The sequence below is a fragment of the Streptomyces sp. NPDC006879 genome, assembly GCF_042869595.1.
Classification (GTDB): Bacteria; Actinomycetota; Actinomycetes; order Streptomycetales; family Streptomycetaceae; genus Streptomyces.
The window spans coordinates 112,209-132,451 of record NZ_JBIAGC010000003.1; the positions used below are offsets into that span (position 1 = coordinate 112,209).

17 protein-coding genes are annotated in these 20,243 nt (G+C 68.8%); 16 read left to right on the forward strand and 1 reads right to left on the reverse strand.

Annotation, left to right across the window (positions count from 1 at the left end):
• Positions 1 to 88: 88 nt before the first annotated feature.
• Together ACFYMC_RS03715 and ACFYMC_RS03720 are read left to right on the forward strand one after the other, a co-directional pair.
• Complete coding sequence (locus tag ACFYMC_RS03715) at positions 89 to 1,246, forward strand: acyl-CoA dehydrogenase family protein (protein ID WP_388518259.1); 1,158 nt, start codon at positions 89 to 91, stop codon at positions 1,244 to 1,246.
• Positions 1,243 to 1,641: a RidA family protein gene (locus ACFYMC_RS03720; protein WP_388518262.1), complete on the forward strand. Its 399-nt coding sequence runs from the start codon at positions 1,243 to 1,245 to the stop codon at positions 1,639 to 1,641. The genes ACFYMC_RS03715 and ACFYMC_RS03720 overlap by 4 nt, the downstream gene beginning before the upstream one ends.
• 3 nt (positions 1,642 to 1,644) lie before the next feature.
• Here ACFYMC_RS03720 and ACFYMC_RS03725 read toward each other — a convergent pair whose 3' ends face one another.
• Positions 1,645 to 3,039, reverse strand: coding sequence for an aminopeptidase P family protein (locus ACFYMC_RS03725; protein ID WP_388518265.1), 1,395 nt, complete (start codon positions 3,037 to 3,039; stop codon positions 1,645 to 1,647).
• 217 nt (positions 3,040 to 3,256) lie between these two features.
• Between ACFYMC_RS03725 and ACFYMC_RS03730 the strand changes: the two genes are divergently transcribed.
• The 14 genes from ACFYMC_RS03730 (at position 3,257) to ACFYMC_RS03795 (ending at position 20,194) form a co-directional block, all read left to right on the forward strand.
• Positions 3,257 to 5,656 carry a collagenase gene (locus ACFYMC_RS03730; RefSeq protein WP_388518267.1) on the forward strand — a complete coding sequence of 800 codons (2,400 nt, stop codon included), beginning with the start codon at positions 3,257 to 3,259 and terminating at the stop codon, positions 5,654 to 5,656.
• A gap of 92 nt (positions 5,657 to 5,748) precedes the next feature.
• Positions 5,749 to 6,951, forward strand: a complete 1,203-nt coding sequence (locus tag ACFYMC_RS03735) for an NAD(P)/FAD-dependent oxidoreductase (RefSeq protein WP_388518270.1) — start codon at positions 5,749 to 5,751, stop codon at positions 6,949 to 6,951.
• Entirely contained in the window at positions 6,948 to 7,310 is a 363-nt protein-coding gene (locus ACFYMC_RS03740) for a (2Fe-2S)-binding protein (protein ID WP_388518273.1), read from the forward strand. The genes ACFYMC_RS03735 and ACFYMC_RS03740 overlap by 4 nt, the downstream gene beginning before the upstream one ends.
• Positions 7,300 to 8,865, forward strand: a complete 1,566-nt coding sequence (locus ACFYMC_RS03745; RefSeq protein WP_388518276.1) for an NAD(P)/FAD-dependent oxidoreductase — start codon at positions 7,300 to 7,302, stop codon at positions 8,863 to 8,865. Before ACFYMC_RS03740 ends, ACFYMC_RS03745 begins: the two co-directional genes overlap by 11 nt.
• A 133-nt stretch (positions 8,866 to 8,998) precedes the next feature.
• Positions 8,999 to 9,910: a dihydrodipicolinate synthase family protein gene (locus tag ACFYMC_RS03750; protein WP_388518279.1), complete on the forward strand. Its 912-nt coding sequence runs from the start codon at positions 8,999 to 9,001 to the stop codon at positions 9,908 to 9,910.
• Between the two features lie 474 nt (positions 9,911 to 10,384).
• Positions 10,385 to 11,389, forward strand: coding sequence for a proline racemase family protein (locus ACFYMC_RS03755; RefSeq protein ID WP_388518282.1), 1,005 nt, complete (start codon positions 10,385 to 10,387; stop codon positions 11,387 to 11,389).
• A gap of 47 nt (positions 11,390 to 11,436) precedes the next feature.
• Entirely contained in the window at positions 11,437 to 12,522 is a 1,086-nt protein-coding gene (locus tag ACFYMC_RS03760) for a proline racemase family protein (RefSeq protein ID WP_388518285.1), read from the forward strand.
• Positions 12,523 to 12,563: 41 nt separating this feature from the next.
• Positions 12,564 to 13,493: an ornithine cyclodeaminase family protein gene (locus tag ACFYMC_RS03765; RefSeq protein WP_388518288.1), complete on the forward strand. Its 930-nt coding sequence runs from the start codon at positions 12,564 to 12,566 to the stop codon at positions 13,491 to 13,493.
• Between the two features lie 41 nt (positions 13,494 to 13,534).
• Positions 13,535 to 14,248, forward strand: a complete 714-nt coding sequence (locus ACFYMC_RS03770; protein WP_388518291.1) for a GntR family transcriptional regulator — start codon at positions 13,535 to 13,537, stop codon at positions 14,246 to 14,248.
• Between the two features lie 193 nt (positions 14,249 to 14,441).
• The gene (locus ACFYMC_RS03775) at positions 14,442 to 16,202 is read left to right on the forward strand and encodes an ABC transporter substrate-binding protein (protein ID WP_388518294.1); all 1,761 of its coding nucleotides are present in this window, start codon (positions 14,442 to 14,444) and stop codon (positions 16,200 to 16,202) included.
• A 23-nt stretch (positions 16,203 to 16,225) separates the two neighbouring features.
• Positions 16,226 to 17,176, forward strand: coding sequence for an ABC transporter permease (locus ACFYMC_RS03780; protein WP_388518297.1), 951 nt, complete (start codon positions 16,226 to 16,228; stop codon positions 17,174 to 17,176).
• Positions 17,173 to 18,159 carry an ABC transporter permease gene (locus tag ACFYMC_RS03785; RefSeq protein WP_388518299.1) on the forward strand — a complete coding sequence of 329 codons (987 nt, stop codon included), beginning with the start codon at positions 17,173 to 17,175 and terminating at the stop codon, positions 18,157 to 18,159. Before ACFYMC_RS03780 ends, ACFYMC_RS03785 begins: the two co-directional genes overlap by 4 nt.
• Positions 18,159 to 19,166, forward strand: a complete 1,008-nt coding sequence (locus tag ACFYMC_RS03790) for an ABC transporter ATP-binding protein (protein ID WP_388518302.1) — start codon at positions 18,159 to 18,161, stop codon at positions 19,164 to 19,166. The genes ACFYMC_RS03785 and ACFYMC_RS03790 overlap by 1 nt, the downstream gene beginning before the upstream one ends.
• Positions 19,163 to 20,194: an ABC transporter ATP-binding protein gene (locus ACFYMC_RS03795; protein ID WP_388518305.1), complete on the forward strand. Its 1,032-nt coding sequence runs from the start codon at positions 19,163 to 19,165 to the stop codon at positions 20,192 to 20,194. The genes ACFYMC_RS03790 and ACFYMC_RS03795 overlap by 4 nt, the downstream gene beginning before the upstream one ends.
• The last annotated feature ends 49 nt before the right edge of the window (positions 20,195 to 20,243 follow it).

Consider the following 20,243-nt stretch of genomic DNA (forward strand, 5'->3'; position numbering starts at 1 on the left):
CGTGCATGGGTCCTGCTGTGCGGTAGCCCAACGAGCGTATCGTGGCCGTGACGACAGTCAACTGGACGCGATAGAAAAGGAGCGACTGATGCCGGGATTCACGCTAGAGGCGCAGCAGCGCCAGTGGTGTGACCAGTTGCGCGCCCTTGCCGCCGAACGGCTGAGTCCGTTGGCCGAGAAGGGTGAGGCAGGCCGTGTCAACCGGGGCCTGCTCGCCGCCCTCGGTGAATTGGAGCTGCTGCAACCGCTTTTCACCGCGGGCGCGCTGGAGCTGTGTCTGCTGCGCGAATCCCTGGCCTATGCGTGCACGGAGGCGGAGACAGCCCTGGCCCTCCAGGGCCTGGGGGCGTACCCGGTTCACCGCTACGGGAGTCCGGCACTGCGCGGGCGATGGCTGCCCGAAGTCATCGCGGGGAGCGCCGTGGCGGCATTCGCTCTCAGCGAGCCCGGTGCCGGATCGGACGCGGCTGCCCTCGCACTGCGCGCCGAACCCACACGAACGGGCTGGCGGCTCTGCGGTCAGAAGTGCTGGATCTCCAACGCTCCACAGGCCGACTTCTACACGGTCTTCGCCCGCACCACCCAGGGCGCCGGCGCTCGCGGGGTGACCGCGTTCCTCGTGCCCGCTGACCGGGCCGGGCTCAGCGGGGAGCCCCTCGACATGCTCTCGCCGCACCCGATCGGCTCGCTCCTCTTCGACTCCGTACCGGTGGGTGCCGAAGACGTTCTGGGTGAGCTTGACCACGGCTTCGCCGTCGCCATGGACACCCTCAACCGATTCCGGCCGAGCGTGGGCGCGTTCGCCCTGGGCATGGCACAGGCCGCGCTCGATGCGACCATCGCCCACACCAAGAGGCGCACCGCGTTCGGCGGACCGCTCAGTGCGCAGCAATCGGTTTCCCACCAGGTGGCCGAGATGGCGACCCGGATCGAAGCCAGCCGCCTGTTGGTCTACGCGGCGGCCAGCGCGTACGACGCCCACGAGGCGAAAGCGGCGTCGGGCGGCCAGGGGGAGCGGGAGCGCTCTGGTGGCCGCGGCCAGGTGAAGGCCGCGGCCATGGCCAAGCTGATGGCCACCGAGACCGCCCAGTACGTGGTGGACCGGGCGGTGCAACTGCACGGCGCGCGCGCACTCCAGCGCGGCCACCTCCTGGAACACCTGTATCGGGAGGTCAGGGCACCGCGAATCTACGAGGGTGCCACCGAAGTCCAGCGCACCATCATCGCCAAGGAGCTATACGCATGAGCCTGGAGCGGATCAACCCGTCCGAACTCTCGCCACCCACCGGCTTCAGCCACGCCGTCTCCGTCACCGGCGGCCGGCTGGTGCTGTTGGCCGGACAGACCGCCCTGGACCCCGATGGCAAGGTGATCGGAGCCACCTTGCCCGAGCAGTTCGAGACCGCTCTGGGGAACCTTCTCACGGCACTGCGTGCCGCCGGCGGCGCACCGGGTGACCTTGCACGGGTGACCGTGTACGCCACGGACGTAGCGTCATACCGTGCCCACGCGCCGGAGCTCGGCCGGATCTGGCACCGGCTGGCGGGACGCGAGTACCCCGCGATGGCCGTGATCGGCACGACGCGCCTGTGGGACGAGCAGGCGATGGTGGAGCTTGACGGCATCGCGGTGCTCGAATGAGGTTCAGGATCCTCCTTCCAGCAACGCTCCCATCCAGTCCTCGATGCCCGCGACGGAGCGCGGCAGGGCCCCGGACATCAGGTGGGCCCCGTTTTCGGTGATCACCAGGTCGTCCTCGATCCGCACCCCGATGCCGCGCAGTTCGGCTGGCAGAGTCTCGTCGTCGGGCTGGAGGTAGAGACCGGGTTCCACGGTGAGGACCTGACCCGCTTCCAGCACTCCGTCCAGATAGGTCTCGGCGCGCGCCTTGGCGCAGTCGTGTACGTCCAGGCCCAGCATGTGGCCGCTGCTGCACAGGGTGTAGCGACGGTGGAGATCGCCTTCGGAGTTCTTCAGCACGCCCCACTCCGCGAGACCCTCGGAGATGACCCGCATTCCGGCACGGTGGAAGTCACGGAAACTGGCGCCGGGTCGAAGGGCCGCGATTCCCGCCTCCTGTGCGGCGAGCACCAGTTCGTAGACCTGTCGTTGGACGGGGGAGAAGCGTCCCGACAGGGGCATGGTGCGGGTGATGTCAGCCGTATAGAGCGTGTCTGTCTCCACCCCCGCGTCCAGGAGCAGCAGTTCGGAGGGGTCGAGGCGGCCGTCGTTGTGGATCCAGTGCAGAACACAGGCGTGTGCACCAGAGGCGGCGATGGTGTCGTAGCCGGTGCCGTTGCCCTCGGCGCGGGCTCTGAGTCCGAACACCCCCTCGATCCAGCGTTCTCCGCGCGGGTGCGCGAGGGCGCGCGGAAGGCCGCGGACGACGTCGTTGAAACCCGCCGTGGTGTGGTCGACGGCCAACTGGAGCTGAGCCACTTCCCAGGCGTCCTTGACCAGGCGGAGTTCGGAGAGGGCCGCCGCGAGTTCGCCGTCCTTGGACGCGTCACGGCCGGGCGCGGTGCCGAGTTCGTCCAGGTGGGCGCAGCGGATGCCGGTCAGCCGTTCGGCCTCTTCGAGGTCGGGGCGGCGGCCGACCCAGAACTCCCCGTACCTGCGGTCGCGGTAGAACTCCTCGCTGCCACCGGTGCGTGAGCAGCGCGGGCGCAGGTAGAGCACTGCCTCGTGGCCGTGTGGCCCCGAGGGCTCCAGTACCAGTACGTGGCCCGGTTGGTCCTCGCCGGTGAGCCCGGTGAGCCAGGCGTAGGCGCTGTGGGGGCGAAATCGGTAGTCGCAGTCGTTCGAGCGGACCTTGAGCTCGCCGGCCGGTACGAGTAGGCGTTCCCCGGGGAAGCGGGCCGAGAGCCTTGCGCGACGGGCCGGTGTCGCGCTGTGGGCCGGGACGCGGGCATCGGTGGGCAAGGGGGAGGAAGCCCAGCCGTTGGCCATGAATGCGGACAACTCATGTGACACCGGTAGGTCGTGGCTGCCTATCGCGAGGCGGCGGGTGCCTCCCTGGCTTGCCTGATGGACAGTCATAGGTAGTTCCTCCGAGGCGTTATGGGTGGGACAGGTGGGTTCGGGTCAGCGGAACATGACGCTCCGGAAAACGGCAGGTGCCTAGGGGTTGTCAGTGCAATTTCACATTACTATGTTACAGCTCACATCGCGGGGCGGAATAGCCGTCAAACCCCGCATGTGGCAGGTGGGTCCACTCAGCCCTCTGCGCCCTCACCCCACATTCAGGAGTCCCCAGGTGTCCCAGACGAACACCGTGCGCAAGCCCCTCCTAGCTGCCGCCATCGCGGTCACCCTCCTCGCCTCGGCGGGCCAGAGCGTCGCCCAGTCCTCCGAAGCGACGCCGCCCGCAACGGCGGCATCGGTCGGCCAATCGGCCGCCTCCGCGGCCCCCCGGGGCGACAATCCCTTCGATGAGGTCGAGCGTTTCGCCAAGGCCAAGAAGGTCACCGCGCAGCCCGCGCCCGCCCCCGGCGGCAAGGCCCTCACCCGTACCCCCGGCGTGCAGCCGTCCGAAGTCGCAGTGGCGGCGGACGGTCGGCGCACGTCCAAGGACCTGAGGTCCGCCAAATCGGCGACGGCCGCGAACGACGCCCCACGCACCGCGGTCGGAGTTCCCTGCACTCTGGACGGCATCACGGGTTTGACGCCCAGTCAGTTCGCGGACTTCCTCGGCGACCCGGCCGTTACCGCCAACGTCTGCCTGCGCGGCCTGATCTGGACCTGGGACTACCGGCTGGCTCCGGTCATGTCGGACGCGCACGTGCAGGCCGTCTCCCAGCGCATATCCAGCCTCGCCGCCGCGCATGACGGGCGCAACGGCAGCAATCTGGAGGAGATGTTCACCTATCTCCACGCGGTGGCCTACCACGACTACAGCCGTGGCGAGATCGACGTCACCGATGCGCCCACTGTCGCTGCCATGGCCGCCGCGATAGCCGACTTCGGCTCCGCTGCCCGCAGCTTCGACGTCACTGCCACCAACGCCCGCACCCTGCGTGAAGCGCTCTACGCGGGCAGTGCTCCCGGCCTGAGGGCCCAACAGCTGCCGCTCATCACCAAGGTGATGGCCACCATGGACGCGAACCACCCGGCTACTCACGGTGACGCCGCTTGGGCGGGTGCCGCGCTTGCCGCGCTTTCGGTGAACTATCTCGGGCTCTACCCCGGCAACAACGACACGGCCTTCCGTGCGGCTGCCGTCGCCGACCCCGCCTACCGTGCCCAGTTCAAGACCTTCGCCACCGCCGGCCACCTGATCGGTACGGGCAACGAGTGGGTGGCCCGGGACGCCCTGAGTGAGTACGGCCGGTTCGGTGAGATCGACTCACTGCGTCCTGCCGTCGCCGCCGATCTGGGCGCACTGCTCAAGCCGGCCGAAGACACCTTCGGCCAGGGGAGCGAGCAGTGGGCCAAGTTGGTCTCCTGGCTGAACTACTTCGGCGCCTGCGAGCAGTACGGGGTCTGCAAGGAGGACATCGAGCGCAAGCTCTTCCCGTACACCTACACCTACGACAACGGCGGCATCAAGGTCCGCACCGCCCTCGACCGGGCCACCGTCGACCAGTTGTACTACGCGAGCAAGCAGGTCAAGGCCCAGTACCACCGGGTCATCGGTAGCGACCAGCCGCTGGCCGACGACACCAACACCACGTTGAACATTGTCTTGTACGCCTCCCGTTCGGACTACGAGAAGTACCACCCGATCCTGACCGGCTACGGGACCAACAACGGCGGCATCTACATCGAACGCGGCGCGACCTTCTACACGTATCAGCGGCGGGTCCCGCAGGACTCCTCTCTCACCCTTGAGGAACTCTTCCGTCACGAGTACGTGCACTACCTCAACGGCCGTTTTGCGGTGCCTGGTTACTTCGGTGAAGGGCCCTGGTACGAGGGTGACCGGACCACCTCGATGGACGAGGGCACCGCGGAGTTCTTCGACGGCGCCACCCGTGACGACGGCATAGCCGCCCGCAAGTCCCTGGTCAAGAGCATCATCAGTGACACGGCGGGGGGTGGTCCGCGCATGAGCGTCGAGCAGTTGCTCAACGCCACCTACGACGGCGACGGATTCCGCTTCTACAGCTACTCCGGAATGTTCTTCCAGTTCCTGTGGGCCGAGAAGCCCTCGCTGTTGCGGGAGATGTACACCCATCTGAGGGCCAACGACGTCCGGGGCTTCGATTCCTGGCGGGGTCGGCTCGGCGGTGACACGTACCTTCAGCGAGACTACGACCGCTACTTGGACGCACAGATCGCCAAGGTCGACCAGCTCTACGTGCCCAACACGAGCTTCACCCCGAACGGTTCGCTTCGGGACTCCACGGTGGAGGCGGTCAGGTCCAGCTTCTCCGCGGCGACCTGGAGCAACCCGGACTGTGTGGAGAACGGGGACACCGGAAAGCGGCGCTTCACGTGTACCGGCCGTATCTCCGCGAACCTGTCCAACTTCCGCAACCCCGACCAGGTGTTCAAGGACATGTCCGAGACCGTGGACTACTTCATCCTCGATCGAGCCGGCGCGGCGTCGAACAACCTGGCCGACATGAACTGTTCCTTCGGGCCGGTCGACATCTGGACCAACGGCAAGGCGGGCACCTCCACCTACCGGTGTGAAGGTCCCCTGCGTAGCTGACCGTGGGCCGTGCGGCCGGCTGCGCCCCTTGGTGAGCAGCCGGCCCCGCGGTGCCCCTTGGCCCTACAAGAGATATGTGACATATTACTGTCGTGCCCAACAGACACCCGCTGGACGCCGTCGTGATCGGCGCTGGAGTCGTCGGAGCGGCGGTCGCCTACTACGCGAGCCGTTCCGGCCTCGCTGTCGCAGTGGTCGACCGCGGCCCGGTCGCCGGCGGTACCACCGGCGCCGGCGAAGGGAACCTCCTCGTCTCCGACAAGGAGGCCGGCCCCGAACTCGACCTCGCGCTCCTGTCCACCCGACTCTGGCGCGACCTGTCCGAACGCCTCCCGCCGGAAGCCGAGTACGAGGCCAAGGGCGGCCTGGTCGTAGCACCCGACGACCGGGCGTTGGAGGCGCTGCGCTGCTTCGCGGCAGCGCAGGTGGAGGCCGGCGTCCAAGCCGACGAAGTACCTGAGGACGCACTAAGGAGCTTCGAGCCGCACCTTGCCCGGGGATTGCGCGGAGGTTTCCACTACCCGCAGGACGCCCAGGTCCAGCCCGCCCAGGCTGCGGCCCAACTCCTGCGTGCGGCGGGCGCCCTCGGCGCCCGTACCTACCTGGGCGAGGAGGTGACCGAGATCCTCACCCGACCCGACGGTGCGGTCCGCGCAGTCCGTACCCCCCGCCGTGAACTGGTCGCCCCGGCTGTCGTCAACGCCGCTGGTACCTGGGGTGCTGCCGTTGCGGGACTCGCCGGAGTCCAACTGCCCGTACTCCCGCGCCGCGGTTTCGTCCTGGTGACCGAACCCCTCCCGCCGCTGGTGCGTCACAAGGTGTACGCCGCCGACTACATCGCCGATGTCGCCAGCGGCTCGGCGGCCCTGCAGTCCTCGGCTGTGGTGGAAGGCACCCCGGCCGGTCCGGTGCTCATCGGGGCCACCAGGGAACGGGTCGGATTCGACCGGTCCCTGTCCATGCCAGCCCTCCGTCGACTGGCCCGGCAAGCCGCAGCCCTCTTCCCGGTGCTCGGTGAAGTACGCGTCATGCGTACCTACCACGGCTTCCGGCCCTACCTGCCGGATCATCTGCCGGCGATCGGCCCCGATCCGCGGGTGCCCGGGCTGCACCATGCATGTGGCCACGAAGGAGCCGGAATCGGGCTCGCCCCGGCCACCGGTCTCCTGATCGCAGAGGGTCTGACCGGCGCTCCTGCCTCGCTGGACCTGAAGCCTTTCCGCCCCGAACGCTTCGAGGTTCCGAGACGCGGTGAGTGGGATGGCGAGCCACTGAAGAAGGAGGACGAGCGATGAACGACTCCGGCGGGGTTGCCCGGAACTGGGCCTGGCCCCGGAAGGCGCGGGGGCACGAAGGCACCGCACGGGCCCTGGTCGGTGGCGCGCCGCAGGCCGAGTACACCGTCGAGTTCGACGGCCGTCCCTTGCGCGCGGTGTCGGGCCAGAGCGTCGCCGCCGTCTTGTGGAGCGCGGGGATCCTGGCGTGGCGCCGTACTCGCTCGGCCGGGGCGCCGCGCGGGGCGTTCTGCGGGATCGGCAGTTGTTTCGACTGTTTGGTGACCGTGAACGGGGCGCCGAACCAACGCGCCTGCCTGGTGCCGGCGCGGCCCGGGGACCGCATCACGACCCAGGAGGGCACCGGCCATGCCCGATGACATGTCATCGATGACCCAACTGGCTGTGGTCGGCGCAGGACCGGCGGGCCTTGCCGCCGCAGTGGCCGCCGCCGACCTGGGGCTACGGGTGACGCTGCTGGACGCGGGCGAACGCCCGGGTGGGCAGTTCTACCGCCACCCCGCACCGGGGCTGGGAGCGGCGCGTCCGCAGGCGCTGCACCACGACTGGGAGGAGTTCACCGACCGGGTGCGGCGGCTGCGGGCCCACCAGGCCTCGGGGAGGATCAGATACCTGCCGGGCCATCATGTGTGGACGGTGGTGCCGCAAGGCGACACCGCGCTGCCACCTGTCACACCGCACCTGATCGACCCGTGCCGGTCCGTCCCCACCCGCGCCCCCGCATACCCTGCCCCACCGTCCGGACCTGACCCCGGCCGTTGGCCCGCGGGGCAGCCCCGCCCCGGCGCCGCTCCCGTCGCCGGGGCGGGATGGCGGCTGCACGCCCTGGCCGGCCCGGAGGAGCGGGCGGTAACGCTCCGCTCCCAGGCGGTCCTCCTGGCGACCGGTGCCTATGAGAGGCAACTTCCTTTTGCCGGCTGGACGTTGCCCGGTGTCGTAGGTGCCGGTGGCGCCCAGGCCATGCTCAAGGCCGGGCTTGTCCTGCCCGGCCGCAGGATCGTCGTCGCCGGCAGTGGTCCGCTCCTGCTGGCCGTGGCAGGTTCCCTGGCCGCCGCGGGGGCCAGGGTGCCGGCCGTCGTCGAGGCATCGTCGTACACGGGGTACGTCCGGGAACTGTCCACTCTGCTGCGTAACCCCACCAAGATCGCCGAGGGTGCGCTGTACGGTGTGGGCCTACTACGCCACGCGGTACCGCTACTGACGCGGCACGCGGTCACCGCCGTCCACGGCCACGACCGCGTGGAGGCGGTCACCGTCACGCGACTGGACGCCAGTTGGAGGCCACTGCCCGGTACCTCCCGGCGGTTGGCGTGCGACGCCCTCGCGGTGGGCCATGGACTGCTTCCGCAGTTGGAGCTGGCCACCACCCTTGGTTGCGTCACTCGGCCGGGCCCTGACGGAGCGCACGTTCTACAACTGGACGCCCAGCAGCGCACGAGCGTGCCGGGCATCTGGTCAGCAGGTGAGACCGGAGGAGTCGGGGGTGCTCAACTTGCCCTGACGGAAGGTGAACTGGCGGCCTTCTCCATCGCGGGCGCCCTCTCGGGCGCCCCACAGCCGCCGCGCACGGTCACTCTGCTGCGCCGTCGCACCCGACTGCGTTCCTTCGCTGCCGCGATGGCGGTGGCACACCGACCGGGTTCGGGATGGACCCAATGGCTCGACGACGTCACGGACGTGTGCCGGTGCGAAGAGGTCGGGGCCGGCCGGATCCGTGAGGCCGTAGCTGAACTCGGCGCCCGGGACGCGCGCAGCGTCAAGCTGCTCACCCGTGCCGGCATGGGGTATTGCCAGGGGCGAATGTGTGGCCCCGCCGTAACCGCTCTGGCCGGCTGCGCCCCCGCTGCGGACCGAAGGCCGCTGTCTTGCCCCGTACCCCTCAAGCGCCTCGCGGAACTACCCGCCGACGGCTGAGCGAGGAGCGATCCTCGGGGGCGGTGCTCTCCTTGATCGGCGCTTGGTCGACAGGAGAACCGAATCCATCACGCTCTTGTGGCGTGCATGTAAACACTAGTAAAATGTCACACACCACACTAGGGAGTATCCTATGAACCTCGCGTCCACCCCGGAGCGTGCGCGTCCCTGGCACGGCATCATGGTCGCCACCACCTTGCCGATGCGGCCCGATCTGTCCATCGACTATGACGCCTACGCCGAACATGTGGCGTGGCTGATCGAGAACGGCTGCGACGGCGTAGTCCCCAACGGCTCCCTGGGGGAGTACCAGACGCTCACCGACGAAGAACGGGCCCAAGTTGTCCGCGTCGCGGTCGAAGCAGCCGGCCATGGCGACCGGGTGATGCCTGGCGTGTCCGCCTACGGAAGCGACGAAGCCCGTCGCTGGGCCGACCAAGCTGCCGAGGCCGGTGCGGGGTCGGTCTTGCTGCTGCCTCCCAACGCCTTCCGGGCCGACCACAGGTCCGTCCGTGCCCACTACGCCGATGTCGCCAAGGCGGGTGTCCCGGTGGTCGCTTACAACAACCCCTTCGACACCAAGGTCGATCTCACCCCCGACCTGCTCGCCCGCCTGCACGCGGACGGCACCATCGTGGCGGTCAAGGAGTTCAGCGGAGATGTCCGCCGGGCCTACGAGATTGCTGAACTTGCTCCAGGACTCGACCTGTTGATTGGCGCGGACGACGTACTGGTGGAACTGGCGCTGGCCGGGGTCGTCGGCTGGATCGCAGGCTACCCCAATGCTCTACCGCGTTCCTGCGCGGAGCTCTACCGGGCCGCCGTCACGGGCGACTTGACCCAGGCCCGGGCTCTCTACCGTTCGCTGCACGCATTGCTGCGCTGGGACTCCAAGACCGAGTTCGTCCAGGCCATCAAGTTGTCCATGGACCTCGCAGGCCGCCCGGGCGGGCCCACCCGGCCGCCCCGTCTGCCGCTGACCGGGGACGTGGAGTCCGCGGTCCGGGCCGCGACCGAGAAGGCGCTGGCCGAAGGGCTCAACTAGCGCGCCGGCAGGCAACGCTCGGCCCGTCGCCGGGCCGGGCACGGATGCCGGACGCACCCCGGGCGAGCCGGGAGCGCCGGTTACGAAGGCTTAGACCGGGCCTCACCGGCGCGCATCGCTCCTCGACCGGCAGCCGGTTCCTGTCGCGGTGCCGGAGTCGCAACCACAGAAGGCAAATCAGAAGACGCGGGTTTGGGGATGCCCTCCCGTCACTGCCCGGGGTCCGATGCAGGCGTCCGCCGCGGGCCTGCGGGGTGTGCTCGGCCCTCGCCCGACCGCCGCTCGGACCTGGCTTCCGGCCGGCGGGCGAGTTGGTTACGACGCCCGCGTCGCAACCTTCCATCATCTTGCGGTATGCCATGTGATGCCGAGGGCTGGTCCCGGGGCGCATAATCCGAGCGCCGTAGGGAGTTCGCTCCGTACCAGCCGCAGCTGTTCGCACACCGCCCGGACCAAAACACACGAGGGGGACCCATGCGCACCCGCCACGTCTACCAAGCGGTGGACTCGCATACCGAAGGCATGCCGACGCGGGTCATCACAGGGGGCGTGGGCGTGATTCCCGGCGCCACCATGGCGGAACGCCGGCTGCACTTCATCGAGCACCTGGATCAGTTGCGCACGCTGTTGATGTACGAGCCCAGGGGCCATGCGGCGATGAGCGGAGCCATCCTGCAGCCGCCGACCCGGCCGGACGCCGACTACGGGGTCCTCTACATCGAGGTCTCCGGGCTGCTGCCGATGTGCGGCCACGGCACCATCGGTGTGGCCACCGTCCTGGTCGAGACGGGGATGGTGCCGGTCACCGAGCCTGTGACCACCGTCCGGTTGGACACCCCGGCCGGGCTGGTGAGCGTGGACGTGGCAGTCGAGGACGGGGTGGCCCTCGGGGTCACCCTCACCAATGTGCCGGCGTTCTGTGTCGGATTGGACCGCAAGGTGGATGTACCCGGATACGGCACGGTCACCTATGACATTGCGTTCGGTGGGAACTTCTATGTGTTCGTAGAACTCGACTCCCTGGGGCTTCCCTTCGAAAGGTCCCGCAAGGACGAGCTCCTCACCGCGGGACTGGCCGTCATGGCGGCCGTCAACGCCTCTGGGGACCGCCCGGTGCACCCGGAAGCCCCGGAGATCGCCGGCGTCAAACACGTCTACCTCGCCGCCCCCGACTCCGACGCGTCCCGCTCCCGGCACGCCATGGCCATTCATCCCGGCTGGTTCGACCGCTCCCCCTGCGGCACGGGCACCTCCGCCCGGATGGCGCAACTCCACGCCCGTGGCCAGCTTCCCCTCGGGCAGGACTTCTTCAACGAGTCCTTCATCGGCACGGAGTTCAGGGGCAGGCTCGTCGAGCGGACTACGGTCGGCGGCCTGCCCGCAGTGATCCCCACAGTCACGGGGCGGGCCTGGATCACCGGCACCGCACAGTACTTCCTCGACCCGACCGATCCGTTCCCCGGAGGGTTCCTACTTTGACCCCCTCCCCGGCCCCGACACCGGGGTACCCAGGAAGAAAGGCCCCGATGCCCCCTACTTCCACTGAGCAACCGACCGCCACAGTGGCCCGCACCCGTAGCGGCATCAGCGTGCGGAGCACTGACTACCACACCGCGGGCGAGCCCTTTCGTATCGTCACCCAGGGGCTGCCGGCCATCCCCGGCGACACCGTCGCCGAGCGCTGCGCGACCGCCATCGGGACAGGCGGCTCCGCCACCGCACCGCGCCCCGGACGCCTCGACGACATCAGGCAGTTGCTGGTTCGCGAGCCCCGTGGCCATGCGGGAATGTACGGGGGCTTCCTGGTGCCACCGGACGATGACGGCGCACACTTCGGGGTGCTGTTCTGGCACAAGGACGGGTACTCCACGGCCTGCGGGCACGGCACGATGGCGCTCGGCGCCTGGGCCGTTGAGACCGGCAGGGTCGCTGCGCCCGAGGACGGCGAGGCCCAGGTGCGCATCGACGTTCCCTCCGGGCGTGTCACCGCCACCGTCCACCGTGCCGCCGGCCGGACCGTCTCTGTCACGTTCCGCAACGTCCCCGCTCAGGTCGCCGCCCGTAAGGTGCCGGTCGCGACCTCGTTGGGCATCGCCGAGGTAGACATCGCCCACGCGGGCGCCTGCTACGTGGCGGTGTCCGCACGGGAGTTGGGCCTACGCGTCGCTGGCGAGCGGCTGACCGACCTCGTTCGGGTGGCCGGGGAGATCCGTGGCGCCCTCGCAGGCCATCCGGCCACCTGGCATCACCAGAGCCCCTTGCTCTCCGGGGTCTACGGTGTCGTCCTCTACGAGGAACTGCCCGACACCCTGACAGGGCTCAGTCAGCGCAACATCACCGTGTTCGCTGACGGTCAGATTGACCGTTCCCCCTGCGGGTCCGGCACCTCTGCCCGACTCGCCCTGCTCGCCTGCGACGGGCTGCTCGGCCCCGGGGACACCCTGCGCCACGAGTCGGTCGTTGGGACCGTCTTCACCGGACGGGTTCTGCCCGACGTTCCGGGCCGTGGGCCCGGGCTGGTCACCGAAGTCACCGGCCCGGTCCACCACACGGGCGAACATCATTTCGTCCTCGACCCGGATGACGAGCTGGCGACGGGCTTCCAGCTGTGAACGCTCCCGCGTGTGAGGCCCGAGCCGGCACGGGATACGTTGTGCTGGGTGCTGCGGAGGTCGAGGGTCTGTTGACCCCGTCTGGCGCGGCGGACGCTCTGGCCGTGGCGCTGCGGTCCGGGGTCGACCCGGAGTCCTGCCCCCACCGCAGCGCGGTCCCGGTTCCCTCAGGGGAACTGCTCCTGATGCCCGCAGCGGGAGCCCGCTACAGCGGGGTCAAGGTCGCCGGAGTGGCGCCCGGGAACACCGCGCGTGGTCTTCCCCGCATCACCGGTAGCTACCTGCTCCTGGACGGTCCCACCCTGCACCCGGTGGCCCTGATCGACGGGGCGGCGCTGACCGCGCTGAGGACTCCCGCCGTATCCGCGCTGGCGCTGCGCCACCTGGCGCCGCCCGAGGCGCGCCGCCTCCTGCTCTTCGGTGCCGGACCGCAGGCGCACGGTCATCTCGACGCCGCGCTGGCCGCCGTGCCGGCCCTGGCTGAAGTCGTGGTGGTGGGGCGGGATCCGGCGCGGACCGGGCAGTTGGTCGCCCGCGCGGCCGGGCAGGGGCTGGAGGCCCGGGTCGGAGGGCCAGGGGACGCGGCCGAGGCCGATGTGATCATCTGCTGCACCACGGCGCGCGAACCCCTGTTTGACGGGGCGTTGGTTTCCGCGGGTGCCGTCGTCGTTGCGGTCGGGTCCCACGAACCGGCCGCGCGGGAAGTCGATTCGGCGCTGGTGCGCAGGTCAGCGGTGTTCGTCGAGGCCCGGGCGGCAGCGTTGCGCGAGGCCGGCGACTTGCTGGTCCCAGAGGCGGAAGGGGTGATCGGGCCAGGACACGTGTACGGGACACTCGCCGATCTGGTCGCCGGGAGGAGGGCTGCGCGGCCGGGTTATCCACAGCTCTTCAAGAGCGTCGGCATGGGCTGGGAAGATCTTGCCGTGGCGGAGGCCTTGTACCTTGCCACCAGGGCGGGCAGCGAAACGTGACATTGTACGCTGTTCCTCTGCGAAACCACGGAGGAAGTGCGATGGGTGACTTGAAGCAGCGCAGTCTCATCTCGGCCCAGGAGCGACTTCGCGACCAGGTGGCCCATGCTCTGCGAGCCGCCCTGATAGCGGGTGAGCTGCGCCCCGGCCAGGTCTACTCGGCCCCGGGTCTGGCGTCCGAGCTCGGAGTGTCCGCCACTCCGGTGCGCGAGGCCATGCTGGACCTGGCCCGAGAGGGCATGGTGGAGCCGGTGCGCAACAAGGGATTTCGGATCACCGAGGTCAGTGAGCGTGATCTCGATCAGTACACCGAGCTGCGGACCATGATCGAGGTTCCGACGATCGGCAGGATCACGCAGACGGCGACCGCGGACGAGTTGGAGGCGCTGCGTCCGGTCGCTGAGGAGATCGTGGTCAGTGCTCGCCAGCACGATCTCATCGGCTACCTGGAGGCGGATCGGCGTTTCCATTTGGCGCTGCTGGGCCTGTCGGGAAACCAGCGGCTGGTCGAGACCGTCAGTGACCTGCGCAAGCGTTCCCGGCTGTACGGGCTCACCGGGCTGGACGAAGCGGGGATGCTGGTGGCGTCGGCGGAGGAGCACCACGAGTTGCTCGACGTGATGCTGAGCGGTGATGCCTTTGCGGCTGAGGAGTTGATGGCGCAGCACCTGGGGCATGTCCGTTCCTTGTGGGCGCAAGCCCGTGACGTGCCGGTTGAACCCCGTGTCGAGCGCCGCTTGGGTGGCAGGGGCTGACCCGGCCAGGGTGCGCGAGCTCGTTCGGGGCCCGGATGCGGACGCATCCGGGCCCCGAACGAGTTGTCGGACCCGTGGAGCTGGTTTTGGACACGGCTGAGTAACGAGCGCGTAGATCTCTTGTCAGTGCAATTTCACATTACTATGTTACCGGTCACACCTTAAAGTGCGGCTTCTGACCTTGGAGTGACCCATGAACCAGCGCGCCCAACTCGCCCTAGCCACCGCCCTGGTGGTCACCCTAGGGATTGGGGCGAGTGCCTGTTCCGCCGACGGGACGGACAAGTCCCAAGGTCGTGCCACCGACCAGGGGGCGAAGAACCCGGCGGCCGAAACCAACGGGCAGGTCATCGGTGGCACTCCGGTCAAGGGCGGGACCCTGACGGTCCTGTCCAACCAGGACTTCTCCCATCTCGACCCGGCCCGCAACTGGGTGATGCCGGCCATGGACTTCGGCACCCGGCTCCTGTATCGCACGCTGGTCACCTTCAAGTCCGAGCCCGGCAAGGCGGGTAGCGAACTCGTCCCCGACCTCGCCACCGACCTGGGCAAGTCCACCAACGGCGGACGCACCTGGACCTTCACCCTCAAGGAAGGTCTGAAGTACGAGGACGGCTCACCAATCAAGGCGCAGGACGTCAAGTACAACGTCGAACGCTCCTTCACCCCTGATCTGACCGGGGGCCCCGACTACGCCGCCCGCTACCTCGCCGGTACCGAGGGCTACGAAGGGCCCCTCAAGGGCAAGCACCTCGACTCGGTCAAGACCCCCGATGACCGCACGATCGTCTTCGAACTGAACCGTCCGGTCGCCGAGTTCGCCTCGACCGCCACACTGCCGACGTTCGCCCCGGTGCCGTCAGCGAAGGAGAAGGGCGTGCAGTACGACGCCCGCCCGTTCTCCTCGGGCCCCTACAAGATCGAGTCCTATGACCGCGACAAGAAACTGGTTCTGGTCCGCAATGAGCACTGGGACGCGGCCACCGACGAGGTCCGTAAGGCGTATCCGGACAAGTTCGTCGTCGTCATGGGCCTCAAGGGCGGACAGATCGACGACCGCCTCATAGCCTCCTCCGGTGCCGACGCCTCCGCCATCGCATACTCCGATATGCGTCCGGAGAGTGCCCCGAAGGTCCTGCCCAAGGCGGACGTCAAGCAGCGACTGCTCGCGGAGTCCCAGGGTTGCACCGAGATGCTCCACCTCAACACCTCCCGCGCACCCTTTGACAACGTGGAAGTCCGCCGGGCCATCCAGTACGCCGTGGACAAGGAGTCGCTGCTCACGGCAGCCGGCGGGCCTGCCCTGAACGAAATCGCCACCGCGTATCTGCCGGGTTCCCTGACGAGTGGCGCCCAGAGCGACACCCTGAAGATCGCCCCGGCTGGAGACCCCGAGAAGGCCAAGCAGATGCTCAAGGCCGCGGGCAAGGACGGTGACATGAGGGTCTCGTTGACCGTCTCCACCGGGGACAAGACCAAAGCGGAGGCCATCCAGCAGGCACTGTCCCGGGCGGGTGTCCAGGTGACCATCGACACCGTCGACCCCGGCGCGTACTACGACGTGATCGGTGACACCACCACGGCACCGGACATGGTGGTTGCGGGCTGGTGCCCGGACTACCCCTCCGGGTCGACCTTCCTCCCCTTCGTCTTCGACGGACGCACCATCAAGGTCAAGGGAAACCAGGGCAACTACGCCCAGTTCAAGGATGACGCGACCGTCAAGCGCATGGACGAGATCAACGCCATGTCCGACGCCGCACAGGCCAACGCCGCCTGGATCGACCTCGATGCGCAGATCCTTGCCAAGTCGCCTTCCGTGCCCCTGCTGTTGGAGCGCAAGCCGCTGCTCGTCGGGACCAACGTCGCCGGTGCCTTCGGTCACCCCGTCTGGTCCGGCACCATCGACTACGCGACGGTCGGCCTGAAGGACCCCGCGAAGAGCCAGGGCTGACGGGCGCGGAGGACAGCTACCCCATGACCGCCACCGCAACGGCTCCCACCGACGCGAAGGCAGTGCGTACCCCTCCGGGCAGCAGCCCCTGGCAGCTTGCCCGGAGGGAGCTGCGCCGCCGCCCCGCCGTCCGCATCAGCTTCGTCGTCGTCGCCCTCTTCGTCCTGATGGCCGTCACCGCGCCCTGGCTCTCGGCGCTCGGCGGTTGGACACCGGACGAGTTCGACAAGAGCGCCGTCGACCCGTACCTCGGCGGCCTGCCGATCGGCAACCTGGGCGGGATCAGCTCCGAGCACTGGCTCGGTGTCGAACCGGCCACCGGGCGAGACCTGTTCGCCCGCGTCGTACACGGCGCACAGGTCTCCCTCCTGATCGCCTTCACCGCCACGGCCATCGTCGTGCTCACCGGCACCGCGGCTGGCATCGCCGCCGGATACTTCGGAGGCCGTGTGGACACCGTCCTCAGCCGGCTGATGGACCTGACGATGTCCTTCCCCTCCCTCATCTTCATGATCGCGATGATGTCGGTGGCCAAGGACGTCAACCGCATCGTGCTGATGACCGCCGTCATCGGCGTGTTCGGCTGGCCCGGAGTCGCCCGGGTGGTCCGCGGGCAGACGCTCTCACTCAAACACCGCGAGTACGTGGACGCCGCCCGCGTCGGCGGCTCCACCTCCTGGCGCATCCTCACCCGGGACGTACTGCCCGGTGTCTCCGGCCCGGTCATCGCGTACACCACCCTGCTCATTCCCGGAATGATCAGTACCGAGGCAGCCCTCAGCTACCTGGGCGTCGGCGTTCGGCCACCCACCCCCTCCTGGGGCCAGATGATCGCCGAGAGCGTCGCCTTCTATGAGACGGACCCGATGTACTTCATCATCCCGAGCACCTTCCTCTTCCTCGCGGTGCTCGCCTTCACTCTGCTGGGAGACGCACTGCGCGACATCCTCGACCCCCGAGGAGGCCGCACGTGATCCTCTACCTCCTGCGTCGCCTGGCTGCCCTGAGCGGGGTGCTGCTCGCCATCGCCGCGGTCACCTTCCTGATCTTCTACGTGTTGCCGACCGACCCGGCGGCAGCCGCCTGCGGCAAGACGTGCAGCCCCGAACGCCTGGCCGCCGTAAGGGAGTACCTCGGTCTCGACCTCCCGTTGTGGCGACAGTTCGCGGACTTCCTCACCGGCATCTTCACCGGACGCAGCCTGGGCAGCGGCGAGTTCGCCGTCCGATGCGACTTCCCCTGCCTCGGCTACAGCTACGAGAACTCGCTGCCGGTCTGGGACCTGTTGATGGACCGCATGCCTGTCTCCGCTTCCCTGGCCGTCGGCGCCGCAGCTCTGTGGCTGCTCCTGGGCCTTGGCGCCGGAGTTACCGCCGCGCTCAAGAAGGACACGATCACCGACCGGGCCCTCATGGTCGGCGCGGTCGCCGCCGCCTCCCTGCCGGTCTACTTCACCTCAGTCATGCTGATCTACGGGGTGATCCGCATCGCCGGGCTCCTTCCCTACCCCACCTACCAGGCCTTCACCGATAACCCCCTGGCCTGGGCCTCCAACCTGCTGCTGCCGTGGACGGCGCTCGCCCTGCTGTATGCGGCGATGTACGCACGTCAGAGCCGGGGGTCGATGATCGAAGCGATGGCGGAACCGTACATCCGCACCGCCCGGGCCAAGGGCATGCCCGAGCGGACCGTGGTCGTCAAGCACGGCCTGCGTTCGGGTATGACTCCCATCCTCACCATCTTCGGGATGGATCTGGGTGGGCTGCTCGCCGGCGCGGTCATCACCGAGTCCATCTTCGGCCTCCCCGGTGTGGGGCGGCTCTTCTACGGGGCGCTCGTCAATTCCGACCAGCCGGTGGTCCTCGGCGTGACGCTGCTGGCGGCCTTCTTCATCGTCGTCGCCAACCTCGCCGTCGATCTCCTGTACGCCGTCGTGGATCCGAGGGTGAGGTACTGATGCAGCCGCTGCTCGAAGTACGCGATCTACGCGTGACGTTCACCACCCCGCGCGGTTCGATCACCGCGGTGGACTCCCTGGACTTCACCGTCGAAGCCGGTCGCACCCTTGGCATCGTGGGGGAGTCCGGATCCGGCAAGTCGGTGACCTCGTTGGCGGTGATGGGGCTGCACCGGGGCGCGGATGTCAGCGGCTCGATCACCTTGGACGGCCAGCAGCTACGCGGTCTGCCCGAGAGGGAGTTGTCGAAGCTGCGGGGCCGCCGAATGGCGATGATCTTCCAGGACCCGCTCTCCAGCCTGCACCCGTACTACACGGTCGGGGAGCAGATCGCCGAACACTTCCGGGTGCACTTCCGCTCCGGGCGCGCCGCCGCCCGCAAACGAGCCGTCGACATGCTGGGGGAGGTGGGTATCCCGGAACCGGCGCGCCGGGCCGGCGAGTACCCGCACCAGTTCTCCGGCGGCATGCGGCAGCGGGCCATGATCGCGATGGCCCTGGCCTGTGAGCCCGAACTGTTGATCGCTGACGAGCCGACCACAGCGCTGGACGTGACGGTACAGGCGCAGATTCTGGAGCTCATCGCACGGCTTCAACAGGAGCGAGGACTCGGGGTCATCATGATCACGCACGACCTGGGCGTCGTCGCCAGGGTGGCACATGACGTGCTGGTGATGTACGGCGGTCGGGCTGCGGAGCAGGCCCCGGTTGACGCCTTGTTCGCCCGGGCCGCCCACCCCTACACCCAGGGCCTGTTGGACTCCCTTCCGCGGTTGGACGATGCGGACGAGGAGCCGCTGCGGGCCATCCCCGGGTCTCCTCCTTCTCTGCTGGTCTCGGCTCCGGGGTGTGCTTTTGCACCGCGCTGCGCGCGGGCAGCAGCCACCACCGCGCCAGAACGGGCGCGCTGTACCGAGGAGCGGCCTGTGTTCACACTCCACGGTGACACATCACATATGACCGCGTGTCACTACGCCGGTACCACCACCCCGGGAGTCGCTCGATGAACGGACCGGCCACCGCCCCCGATGCCGCGGCCCCGCCGGCCACCACCGCCAAGGCTCCGCTGCTGTCCGTCCGCGAACTGTCGATGACCTTTCCCGGCAAACGCGGTGCCATCGGACGCCGCGGCGCCGCCATCCGGGCCGTGGACTCCGTAAGCTTCGACCTCGCCGCCGGAGAGACCCTCGGGCTGGTCGGCGAATCGGGCTGCGGCAAATCCACGACCGGCCGGATGCTGGTGCGGCTGCTGGAGCCCACTTCCGGCAGCATCACCTTCGACGGAACCGATATCGGCAGGCTGGGCCCCCGCGCCCTGCGTCCACTGCGTAGGCACCTACAGATGGTGTTCCAGGACCCCCACTCCTCGCTCAACCCCCGACAGACCGTGGCCCGGATCATCGCCGACCCCATGCTCGTACAGGGCTGGACGGCCACCGACGCCCGGCGCCGAGCAGTCGAGCTGATGGACCTGGTCGGGCTGATCCCCGAGCACATCGACCGCTATCCACACGAGTTCTCCGGTGGTCAGGCGCAACGCATCGGCATCGCCCGTTCGTTGGCCACCAGCCCGCGTCTGATCGTGGCCGACGAGCCCGTGTCCGCGCTCGACGTCTCCGTCCAGGCGCAGATCGTCAACCTGATGGAGAAACTGCGCCGAGAACTCGGCCTCGCCTACGTCTTCATCGCCCACGACCTCTCCGTGGTCAAGCGGGTCAGCGACCGCGTCGCGGTCATGTACCTGGGCCGGATCGTAGAGATCGGCGACAAGAAGGACTTGTACGGCAACCCGCAACACCCCTACACCCGAGCTCTGTTGTCGGCAGTTCCCCTGCCCGATCCCGCGGCTGAACGTCGCCGGGAGCGAATCACCCTGCTCGGCGATCCGCCCAGTCCGGCCGCGCCACCGCCCGGCTGCACCTTCCACCCGCGGTGCCCCAAGGCCCAGGAGATCTGCCGCACCGAACGGCCGCTGCTGCGTGCGGCCGTCGCCGGGCGGACGGCCGAGGTGGCCTGTCACTTCCCCGGCGACTGACCAGCCGGGGAACGGGGGACAGGAGGGGCCCACCGCCAACTGGCGGTGG

What these genes read in the sequence shown, in the direction of transcription:
- ACFYMC_RS03780 (WP_388518297.1), top strand. Translation starts at nt 16,226, where the DNA reads ATGACCGCCACCGCAACGGCTCCCACCGACGCGAAGGCAGTGCGTACC.
- ACFYMC_RS03770 (WP_388518291.1), top strand. Translation starts at nt 13,535, where the DNA reads ATGGGTGACTTGAAGCAGCGCAGTCTCATCTCGGCCCAGGAGCGACTT.
- ACFYMC_RS03775 (WP_388518294.1), top strand. Translation starts at nt 14,442, where the DNA reads ATGAACCAGCGCGCCCAACTCGCCCTAGCCACCGCCCTGGTGGTCACC.
- ACFYMC_RS03795 (WP_388518305.1), top strand. Translation starts at nt 19,163, where the DNA reads ATGAACGGACCGGCCACCGCCCCCGATGCCGCGGCCCCGCCGGCCACC.
- ACFYMC_RS03745 (WP_388518276.1), top strand. Translation starts at nt 7,300, where the DNA reads ATGCCCGATGACATGTCATCGATGACCCAACTGGCTGTGGTCGGCGCA.
- ACFYMC_RS03755 (WP_388518282.1), top strand. Translation starts at nt 10,385, where the DNA reads ATGCGCACCCGCCACGTCTACCAAGCGGTGGACTCGCATACCGAAGGC.
- ACFYMC_RS03715 (WP_388518259.1), top strand. Translation starts at nt 89, where the DNA reads ATGCCGGGATTCACGCTAGAGGCGCAGCAGCGCCAGTGGTGTGACCAG.
- ACFYMC_RS03750 (WP_388518279.1), top strand. Translation starts at nt 8,999, where the DNA reads ATGAACCTCGCGTCCACCCCGGAGCGTGCGCGTCCCTGGCACGGCATC.
- ACFYMC_RS03740 (WP_388518273.1), top strand. Translation starts at nt 6,948, where the DNA reads ATGAACGACTCCGGCGGGGTTGCCCGGAACTGGGCCTGGCCCCGGAAG.
- ACFYMC_RS03725 (WP_388518265.1), bottom strand. Translation starts at nt 3,039, where the DNA reads ATGACTGTCCATCAGGCAAGCCAGGGAGGCACCCGCCGCCTCGCGATA.
- ACFYMC_RS03720 (WP_388518262.1), top strand. Translation starts at nt 1,243, where the DNA reads ATGAGCCTGGAGCGGATCAACCCGTCCGAACTCTCGCCACCCACCGGC.
- ACFYMC_RS03760 (WP_388518285.1), top strand. Translation starts at nt 11,437, where the DNA reads ATGCCCCCTACTTCCACTGAGCAACCGACCGCCACAGTGGCCCGCACC.
- ACFYMC_RS03790 (WP_388518302.1), top strand. Translation starts at nt 18,159, where the DNA reads ATGCAGCCGCTGCTCGAAGTACGCGATCTACGCGTGACGTTCACCACC.